We start from the raw sequence: 10,875 nt of genomic DNA, 5'->3' as shown, positions 1-10,875 counted from the left end.
ACTTCGGTGTCACCTAAGTTCAGGCCTAGCTCGACTTGAACAGTGGACTCGGAGGCATTCGACAGCGTCACTTTGAAGTTCGCTGTCTCACCCTCATTAACCGTACCTGCATCACTCATCGTTACCGCTGGGCGATCATCATCAGGATTTGAGCCAGGTCCACTACCATCATCTAAAATAGTGGCAGTCCCAGTAACAGGTGTGCTTTGTTCTTCTGTCGTGCCAGAGAGCGTAAACGTTTCTGGGCCTTCAAATACAGAGTCGTCAATAGAGTCTATAGAGACCGTAAAGTCACTTTCACCCGGTGGGATCGAAATGGTAAAGGTTCCGCTTTCACCGACTGAAACTTCTTCTGTTGTACCATCAGAAAATGTTATGAGGACACGCTCATTGACGTAGTCACTCCCGTTCTCGTCAGCTGAGCCGCCTGTTGCGGTTCCATCAAGGAGAGAAAGAATGACATCAGTGTTGTCTTCAGTTGTTTGACTTAGAGTAATATCGAATACAACTTGGTCACCTTCGTTGATAGTCGGACTAGATATTTCTTGAACTAAGATAGTCGGTGGTACAGGGCCATTAATTACTCTGAAAAGATCCAACAAAGATAGTGCTTGAGTTGTAGATAGTCCGATTCCATCAATACCGACGGTCTCAAAATTCGTACTAGCCAACAATTCAGCGCCAGTACGATCTATTGCACCAGTATTTTGGGGGCTAGAACCACTTTCCTCACCTGCAGCTGGCTCAAAATCCTCACCAAGAGCAGTAGGGTCTTCTCCACTAGCGATAGCCTCGATTAGCGCAGTGACATCATCAGTAACGTTAATTGAACTACCTTGCGGTGTTACCTGTTGTACAATTAATTCTGATGTATCAGAAACTTCCTCAATAATTAATTCACCAGGCTGAGGTAGCTGACCACTTTCAAGACTTCTCAGGTTCCCATCAAGCCCTATAACCACGACATTGCTCATCAATGAACTTAACGCTACTCGATCCATGCTCTTCATCCTTGTATTAGTTTAATTAAAGGCTTGTTACTGCACTAAACACGTCTATAGTTTAGACAAAATATGAATTTTTCGTTTTATTCCAAGAGGATTTAGTTTTTTGAGAGTAATAAGGAAAATAACCGAAGAATTTGCCTTCATTTAAACCAGTTTCCGCTATGCTCTTAAGATAAAAAGGTTTTCTACGAAAAAATCGACCACTTACCAAGCAAGCTTTGCCTCGTATGCTAGAGTTTAGAGAGTAAGATTGTTGTTTTTTATTGAATTAAACATTTAAACATCAACAAGTTGATAATACGCACTAAGAAAATTCATTGTTTGTAACTTCTCGTCTCAAATATGAAACAGAATAAGAGCGACATGATTTTAGGAGAACTAACGTGAGATGGAATCGAGTACATATAGCCTGCTGTTGCTTAATAGTGTCTTCACCAGTTTTCGGTCAAACTCTAGAGCAAGCGGTTGCACAGACGCTACAAAATAACCCCGATATTAAGAGTGCATTTAACGAGTTTATGAGCCAGAAGTACATAAATGAAGCTTCATCAGGTGCTTACCTCCCCTCTGTTGATCTAGATGCTGGAATTGGATATGAAGGATTAGACCCGTCAGATGAAGTTGGTCGAGGAGACACGGATTACACTCGAAAGGAAGCTTCAGTGACACTGACCCAACTAATATGGGATGGTAGCGCTACATTAAATGATATTGATCGAACCGCAGCTGATGCTGAATCTGTTAGATTTCAACTCTTAGCAGATGCTTCAGATAAGGCACTTGAAGTGACTAAAGTGTACTTGGACGCTGTTAAAGCGTATGAAGTCCTAAAGCTTTCAGAAAACAACCTTGCTGTTCATAAAGATATTTACGATGACATTAAAAAACGAGTCAACTCGGGTATCGGCTCTACTGCTGACTTGACGCAGGTAGAAGCACGTTTGGCAAAAGCACACGGAAACTTAGCTGCTGCTCAAAATAACCTGTATGACTCTCACACGATGTTCACTCGTTTAGTCGGTCAAACACCACAAGGGTTAATCTTTCCGAGAGCGGACCAAAACTTTATCCCGTACACGGTTGATGAAGCGGTAGGCTTGGCATTTGAACTTCATCCCGTTATTCAAGTGGCGCTCGCAGACGTAGACTCGGCTAAGTTTCAATACAAACAGTCTAAAGGTGTTAATTACCCAACCATTTCAATTGAAGCTTCGCAAACATGGCGTGACGACGCTGATGGTTTAAAAGGTCGAAGTGATGAGACACTTGCCATGCTGCGTCTACGCTACAACCTATTCAATGGTGGCAGTGATGCAGCGAACTCAGAAAACTTTGCCTACCAGCTAAATAAAGCAAAAGACTTGCGTGAAGGTGCCTATCGCAATGTTGAAGAAGGGTTAAGGCTTTCTTGGAGTGCGCTTGATTTAACATTACAACAAAAAGAGTTTCTATCAGATCATGTAGACTCTGCGTCTGAAACCGTAATTGCTTACGAGAAGCAATATCGCATCGGTAAACGAACACTGCTTGATCTATTGAACACTGAAAACGAGCTCTTTGAGGCGCGTAAAGACTACTTAGATTCTAAATACGCAGAGCAGTACGCCAAATATCGAGTGATGAACGCAACTGGGCAACTGTTGAGTGCATTAAGGGTTGAAATGCCTAAAGAATGGCTAGAAGAAGTGGAGTATTAATTATGAAACACATAGCTTTTATTACACTCTCATTAATGCTCTCCGCATGCAGTTCATCAGATCGTGGTGATGAATATGATTACATAGATACCCCAATTGCCGATCAGTGGGCTGATCATATAGATGATGACTCTGACGGAGTCATTAACGAGCGAGATTTGTGCCCGGGTACACCTTTGGGTGCCGAAATAGACAACGACGGTTGCGGTTCGTACGTTGACTCCTCACAAGAAATGCAAATTCGAGTACTATTTGCGAACGATTCCGATGTGATCAACCCTATCTTTACGCAACAAATTCTTGAACTATCCGACTTTTTGAAAGAGTACCCGAACACGTCTATAGAGATTCAAGGTTATGCTAGTCGCACTGGTACTGCAGAACATAATCTTGACTTATCTAAGCGCCGCGCTGAAAACGTTAGAAAAGAGCTCATGAAGAACGGCATTAGTGGAGATAGAGTTACCATTGTCGGCTATGGAGACACAGTACTTGCGACACAAGGTACAGACCAAGTTAGTCACGCATTGAACCGTCGAGTAACCGCAACAGTGATTGGCCACAAGGGTGAAGTGAAGAAAGAATGGACCGTTTTCACAACACTTCCAAAAAGCTAGCACAACAATAAACAGACCGTAAAAATAAAAGGTCTAGCAAATTGCTAGACCTTTTTGATTTTAAATTTGACTACAGTTTAGCGCTACTACATGTCTTTGTACTGAGCTTCTAAACTCGCAATTAAGCTTTGAGTCACATCATCAACACTTGCACCGTCAAAATGGATGTCCAATGTCGAGCTCCCTTTTGTAATACTCAGGTTTGCCTCAGATCCCCCGTCTGGTGCCACTTCTACATGATACTCTCCGACATCACCAGTATGATCACCTGATTGAAGATCATTAAGAAGCTCTCCAATTTCATCTTTAGATAAGTCGTCAAACAGATCTGAGAAGTCTAGAGCGTCTTCATTTTTATTGAAGTCAGTGACAGTGTCGCGTTCATTGGACACATCAATCCATTTAAAGATGTCTTCACCGTCCCCCCCTGTCAAAATATCATTGCCGAAACCACCAATTAAAATATCATTGTCTGCACCACCGAACAGCTTGTCGTCACCACCTTGTCCAAACAAAATATCATCACCTGAACCACCAGAGATGGTGTCTGCTTGGTCGTAATAACGAGACTGTTCAAATTCTGCTTGGTTTTCAGTAATGTAGTGATGAACTTCTTCTTTCGTAACTAACGAAACATCCTTACCTAGTTGAGATGCTACGTAGTTTTGTAGCGCGGAAACTCCTTGCTCACCATCGACGTCGAAACGCATGGCATCACCAAAAATAATGTCATTTCCATCAAGGCTGTTAATCTCATCTTTGCCTTGCATCAATGAAACTTCCTTACCAAGGATCACTTCTGCTAGTTGGTTTACATCTATGTTAGCCCTTACTACACCATCAGAGTCGAAGTTTTCTAACGAATCTTCATCTAAGTAGCGACCAAGACCTATCGAACGAACCTCACTAAATTCAGCCAATGCTTGATATGCGTTATTCGCTTGAGATAGAACATTATTTCCATAATCATCATAGACATATGAGTTAAGCATTCTCCCCACCTGTTCACCAGTAGAGAGCGAATACACCGCCCCGCGAAAATCTATGATTGTTTTATTGTTGTATGTGACTGTATCACCAAACCTGTAATCACTTGGCAAAACATCCGCTAGCGTCACTAACTTTTGTTCTGACACGCCAAGTACGACACCCTCCCAACCACTAAACCAACTCGTATTGTTATCCGTAGCTTGGTTTGGTTGACCATCAGATATGAAATAACTTAGGTTTGTTGCGCCACTATCGGCATTAGCAAACCAGTCTAGTGCAGATTGGAACCCGGCTTCATAATTTGTATTACCATCACCGATTTGTAAAATTGCATCCAATGTAGACTCTATTTGCGATGTTGCGTTGTCAGCACTCAAATCTAATTCAAGTACCTGAGAGCTCCCAGTAGCAAATGTGGTCAATAAAACGTTCACTTTGCCCGAATGAGGGCCACTAGCACTTTCGGTAAGAGTATTCAGCACTGTTTTTAGCTCACCTAACGCTAGACCAACGTCGTAACCCATGCTGCCTGATGTATCGAGCATAAAAGCAATGTTGTAGTCCTGCCCCTCGACAATCTGTAATCCTTGAACATCGCCAACAATCACATCATTGCTATCAGATCCAGCTATCTTGTTATCACCATGCGTACCGGAAACAAAATCATAATCTCGAACTGAAACAGAAGCCGTGTCCGTCCCCATTTGAGTATTGTTATTAACTTCAACACTTCCTGCCGTCGCTGTTACATCAAAATCTAACGAACCATTGTAATCGGCTGGTACAGTAATCGTACCGCTTAGTTGATGACTGGTTTGATTTGGTTCACTTGAAAGGTCAACCGTGTAAGAACCATCGCTGTTTTCAGCAACCGTTTTGCCATTCACCTCTAATGTTAGCCCTGAAGGAATTCCCGTTAAGGTGACGCTATCGTTAATGAATGACTCACTGCCATCCACATCGATAAGATCAAGGTTCAGCTCAAAAGAGACTTGCTGCTCTGTAAGTACAACATACTCTCCTGTGTTGTTATTTAGCTTGATAATGGCATCTTGGAAGATAAGTTGTTCAATTTCATAAAGGTGGTCACCCGACTCTTTATGAGTGCTCGAAACAACATCTTTTGTATCAATAAATCGGCTATCTTCGACAATCCAATACGGGACCTCTGAGTGGTCAGATGCAGGGTAATAGTTGAAGTTGTAATCAGACAACTTGCCAGAGTAAACAACTGTGTCCGTCTCCGCTTGATCATCTAATGAACCAATACCGCCATAGATAGAATCATTACCTCCTCCAGTCACAAAGATATCACTGCCTTGAGCATCAACGTTCGCACCTGCTTGTTGATCTCCGACAAAGCTCAGTGGCGATTCAGTGTCACCGCTTAGCATTAAGTCATTACCAACATGTCCGTTATTAAACGTTTGTGTCACCACATGTTCAAAGTCAAGCCCTGGTAAATTACTTGCCTCAAGCAGATCTTTAAGTTCTTCGTCTGTAGACCAGCTTCCGCCTAGTGTCACAGGTACAGACGTTACTGGACCGAAAGTAAGGTCAATCTTAATTGGGTCCGCGACAGGCTCTATGTCGATACTCAACGTACCTGAAGCAGAAGAATTGCCATCACTAACAGTGAAATGAATCTGCTCGTAAGTATCCAAGCCGTTCCCAACACCGTCTTTATCGAAAACATTTGCACCAGATTCATGTTCAGCAGGAACATAACGAACAAGACCATTTTCGATATCAGAAGCGAGCACACTTCCAGAAACCGCTTCCCAACCATCAGAACCTTTCACTTGCAGTGAGCCATTTAGAGCAGAAGTGTCAAACTCAACACTTATACTACTATCAACGATGCCTAAATGTTCTAGTGTTATAACAATAGCTTCGTCTTCTAATCCGGAAATTTCGTTGCTTTGAACTGCTGGCGGAACATCATTATCATCAATATAGCCAACGCCAGACACATCTCCGACTTTAATCACAAGACTCTCTGTTGATTCAACCAACTGATCATCAATACTTGGAATGGTAATCTCAAAGCCATTCACTCCGACTGGAACAATAAGGTATCCGCCCAAATACTTCACGCCATTAGTAAAAGTTGCGTTCGACAAATCAATGTCTTGAGAGCTCACACTAGAACCCTCTGCAGAGAAATCCACTTGATACTTAACGGTCTGATCTGTCGCGTTATTTAGTGAAACAGAAAACGTGACATTGTCACCCTCAACAACAGTAACACCTGCAATGCTCTCCACCACAGGTCCATTTTCCGCAACATTACCATCTAGTATTTCGTTAACGATATTGACCGTAGATGGATCACTAACTCCACTTTCAGAATCGACTGCCACATATCCAAAGCTATCCCCGGCAGGAATACCTTCTACATAACGTAACTCCCAGTTCCCTTCATTTTTCGTAGAAAAATCTAACTGAGTAATGACCGAACCTTCAGGAAGAGCTAGTTCTTGCCCAAAACCAACGCTTGTTTCTTGGAATAGCATGAAGTTGCCTTCAGGCTTCAAGAACTCGAACGTTTGAGTCTGTTCGATATTATTTGAATCTAAATACGTAACCGTAATAAGCGCAGCGTTGTCATCACCGTAATCAAACAATCCACCTAATCCATCTAAGCCAAGGTTTACGCTGCCCACAGGGTTATTAGACAAATCGATCGTAATTGTCTCGCCTTTCTCAATACCCTGCCCATCATTGTCAGCAATACCGTTTCCGATATGTGACACTTGGCGGTTGTATTGAGCAAGTTCACCACTATCAGAAGATATAGTGATGGAGGAACCATTAACTAAATGCTCAGTACGGGAGTGTGATGGACCTCCGTCCTCACTTAGCCCCCAATTATTGAAATCTGTTGTAGACTCGGAGCTATTTGGTATATCTGGGCGATCCTTGATACCTAATAAGAAACCCACATTATCAGCTTCATAGTAAAGGCTATCTTTTTCATAAAGAGTGTCACTGACTTCTTTTATTTCATGCAGTTCACCGTTGTTATCTCTGAAGAACAATGTTCCTGAGGTCGGTAGTTCAGTAATCCGCACATGCAAATCGTTGCCATTTAAGTCATCTTCAATATCCGCTATATGATCCTGAGAGTCGCCATCACCTAAAGGTTTCGTATCAGTATCAAATACAACTTGCGTCAAAGGCTTGTCAGTAACATGCGTAAAGTCCTCACTGTCAGGTCTGTCATTCACTGGCGTCACATCGACGTTCACCGTGGTGGACTCTGACACCCCACCTGACGTAACGATGTAGGTGAAGCTGTCAGCCCCGTGGTAGTTGTCGTTTGGCGTGTAAGTGACGCTGCCGTCCGGGTTGACCGAGACCGTGCCGTTCGCTGGACCGTTATTGGTATCCAGCGACACCACTTTGTCGTTGCCTTCGAACGTGTCGTTACCTAAGACCTTAATGATGGTTGGTGTGTCTTCCACAACCGTCGCTTTATCTGCCACGATATCCGCCACTGGCGCCACTGTGAAGTTCACCGTTTGGCTAACGCTTTCACCGCTTGGATCGGTGGCAGTAAAGGTCAGCGCTTCAGAGCCGTTCCAGTCTGCCGTTGGGCTAATGGTCGCGATGCCATTTTCAATCGACACCAACACGTTGCTGTTGCCAGAGACGCTGAAGGTCAGATCGCCATCGACGTTATCCACATCACTGAAGGCCGTATTCAGATCGATGCTGTATGGCGTAAAGTCTTCCGCCAAGGTTTGGTCTGCGATGCTGCTTTCAACCACAGGCGTGTCGTTCACCGCATTCACGGTGACGTTGACCGTTGCTTGGTCAGTCAGTGCACCATCAGTAATCGTGTAAGTAATTTCAGCGTCACCATGGAAGTTCTCAGCTGGCGTGAACACCAACTTGCCGTCAACAATCTCAACTGTGCCTTGCGCTTCAGGTACAGACGCCGATTCAATCGACAGCTTATCGCCATCGATGTCAGTATCGTTTGGCAGAACATCAATCGTCACTGGCGTATCTTCGTCAGTAACAGCGGTATCATCTTTTGCCGCTGGCGCATCGTTGACTGGCGTCACATCGACGTTCACCGTGGTGGACTCACTGACGCCACCGGAGGTGACGATGTAAGTGAAGCTGTCTGTACCGTGGTAGTTGTCGTTTGGCGTGTAAGTGACGCTGCCGTCCGGGTTGACCGAGACCGTGCCGTTGGCTGGACCGTTATTGGTATCCAGCGACACCACTTTGTCGTCGCCTTCAAACGTGTCGTTATCTAAGACCTTAATGATGGTTGGCGTATCTTCCACAACCGTCGCTTTATCTGCCACGATGTCCGCCACAGGGGTAACCGTGAAGTTCACCGTTTGGCTAACGCTTTCACCGCTTGGATCGGTGGCGATAAAGGTTAGGGTTTCTGAGCCATTCCAGTCTGCGGTTGGAGTGAACGTAGCAATGCCATTGACGATCGCCACTTGAATGTTGCTATTACCAGAAACGCTAAACGTTAACTCACCATCGGCGTTATCCACATCACTGAAGGCCGTATTCAGATCGATGCTGTATGGCGTAAAATCTTCCGCCAAGGTTTGGTCTGCAATGTTGCTTTCAACCACAGGCGTGTCGTTCACCGCATTCACGGTGACGTTGACCGTTGCTTGGTCAGTCAGTGCACCATCGGTCACGGTGTAAGTGATTTCGGCGTCACCATGGAAGTTCTCTGCCGGTGTGAAGACCAGTTTGCCGTCAACAATCTCGACTGTCCCTTGGTCACTCGGCACAGATGCCGAGTCAATCGACAGCTTATCGCCATCAATATCGGTGTCGTTTGGCAGGACATCAATCGTCACTGGCGTGTCTTCATCAGTAACAGCGGTATCATCTTTTGCCACTGGCGCATCGTTGACTGGCGTGACATCGACGTTCACCGTGGTGGACTCCGATACCCCACCCGACGTGACGATGTACGTGAAGCTGTCTGTACCGTGGTAGTTGTCGTTTGGCGTGTAAGTGACGCTGCCGTCCGGGTTGACCGAGACCGTGCCGTTGGCTGGACCGTTATTGGTATCCAGCGACACCACTTTGTCGCTGCCTTCAAACGTGTCGTTACCTAGGACGTTAATGATGGTCGGCGTGTCTTCCACAACCGTCGCGTTGTCTGCCACGATGTCCGCCACAGGCGCAACTGTGAAGTTCACCGTTTGGCTGACGCTTTCACCGCTTGGATCAGTAGCCGTAAAGGTTAACGCTTCTGAGCCGTTCCAGTCTGCCGTTGGGCTAATGGTCGCGATGCCATTTTCAATCGACACCAACACGTTGCTGTTGCCTGAGACGCTAAACGTTAACTCACTATCAACGTTATCCACATCACTGAAGGCCGTATTCAGATCGATGCTGTATGGCGTAAAGTCCTCCGCCAAGGTTTGGTCTGTAATGCTGCTTTCAACCACAGGCGTGTCGTTCACCGCATTCACGGTGACGTTGACCGTCGCTTGGTCAGTCAGTGAACCATCGGTCACGGTGTAAGTGATTTCGGCGTCACCATTGAAGTTCTCAGCCGGTGTGAACACCAGTTTGCCGTCAACAATCTCGACTGTCCCTTGCTCACTCGGCACAGATGCCGAGTCAATCGACAGCTTATCGCCATCAATATCGGTGTCGTTTGGCAGGACATCAATCGTCACTGGCGTGTCTTCATCAGTAACAGCGGTATCATCTTTTGCCACTGGCGCATCGTTCACTGGCGTCACATCGACGTTCACCGTGGTGGACTCCGATACCCCACCGGAGGTGACGATGTAGGTAAAGCTGTCTGCCCCGTGGTAGTTGTCGTTTGGCGTGTAAGTGACGCTGCCGTCCGAGTTGACCGAGACCGTGCCGTTAGCTGGACCGTTATTGGTATCCAGCGACACCACTTTGTCGTCGCCTTCGAACGTGTCGTTATCTAAGACCTTAATGATGGTTGGCGTATCTTCCACAACCGTCGCTTTATCTGCCACGATATCCGCCACTGGCGCTACTGTGAAGTTCACCGTTTGGCTAACGCTCTCGCCGCTTGGATCGGTAGCCGTAAACGTCAGCGCTTCTGAGCCGTTCCAGTCTGCCGTTGGAGTGAACGTAGCAATGCCATTGACGATCGCCACTTGAATGTTGCTGTTGCCAGAGACACTAAACGTTAACTCACCATCGGCGTTATCCACATCACTGAATGCGGAATTTAGATCGATGCTGTATAGCGTAAAGTCTTCTGCCAAGGTTTGGTCTGCGATGTTGCTCTCAACCACAGGCGTGTCGTTCACCGCATTCACGGTGACGTTGACCGTCGCTTGGTCAGTCAGTGCACCATCGGTGATGGTGTAAGTGATTTCAGCGTCACCATGGAAGTTCTCAGCCGGCGTGAAGACCAGTTTGCCGTCAACAATCTCGACTGTCCCTTGCTCACTCGGCACAGACGCCGATTGGATAGACAGCTTATCGCCATCCACATCGGTGTCGTTTGGCAGAACATCAATCGTCACTGGCGTGTCTTCGTCAGTGACAGCGGTATCATCTTTTGCCACTGGCGCGTCATTC

The 10,875-nt window shown here is 45.7% G+C and carries 4 protein-coding genes; 2 read left to right on the top strand and 2 right to left on the bottom strand.

All coding sequences use genetic code 11. The features are described 5' to 3' along the window. On the bottom strand, nt 1-1,001 hold a 1,001-nt coding region (locus IQP38_RS26270; RefSeq protein WP_322621754.1), incomplete at its 3' end, for a Calx-beta domain-containing protein. Between the two features lie 389 nt (nt 1,002-1,390). Between IQP38_RS26270 and IQP38_RS04720 the strand changes: the two genes are divergently transcribed. After that, nucleotides 1,391-2,704 (top strand): TolC family outer membrane protein, encoded by a 1,314-nt coding sequence (locus IQP38_RS04720; RefSeq protein ID WP_021707835.1) that lies wholly within the window; start codon nt 1,391-1,393, stop codon nt 2,702-2,704. A 2-nt stretch (nt 2,705-2,706) separates the two neighbouring features. After that, the gene (locus IQP38_RS04715) at nt 2,707-3,321 is read left to right on the top strand and encodes an OmpA family protein (RefSeq protein WP_005377363.1); all 615 of its coding nucleotides are present in this window, start codon (nt 2,707-2,709) and stop codon (nt 3,319-3,321) included. Nucleotides 3,322-3,407: 86 nt separating this feature from the next. Here IQP38_RS04715 and IQP38_RS04710 read toward each other — a convergent pair. Beyond that, a partial coding sequence (locus IQP38_RS04710) for a tandem-95 repeat protein (RefSeq protein ID WP_193837356.1) occupies nt 3,408-10,875 on the bottom strand: 7,468 nt, incomplete at its 5' end.

Source organism: Vibrio sp. OPT41, assembly GCF_015163595.1.
In the GTDB taxonomy this organism is placed as follows: domain Bacteria; phylum Pseudomonadota; class Gammaproteobacteria; order Enterobacterales; family Vibrionaceae; genus Vibrio; species Vibrio alginolyticus.
The sequence above is the reverse complement of the archived record's forward strand: the minus strand, read 5'-3'. Positions and strand labels throughout refer to the sequence as shown.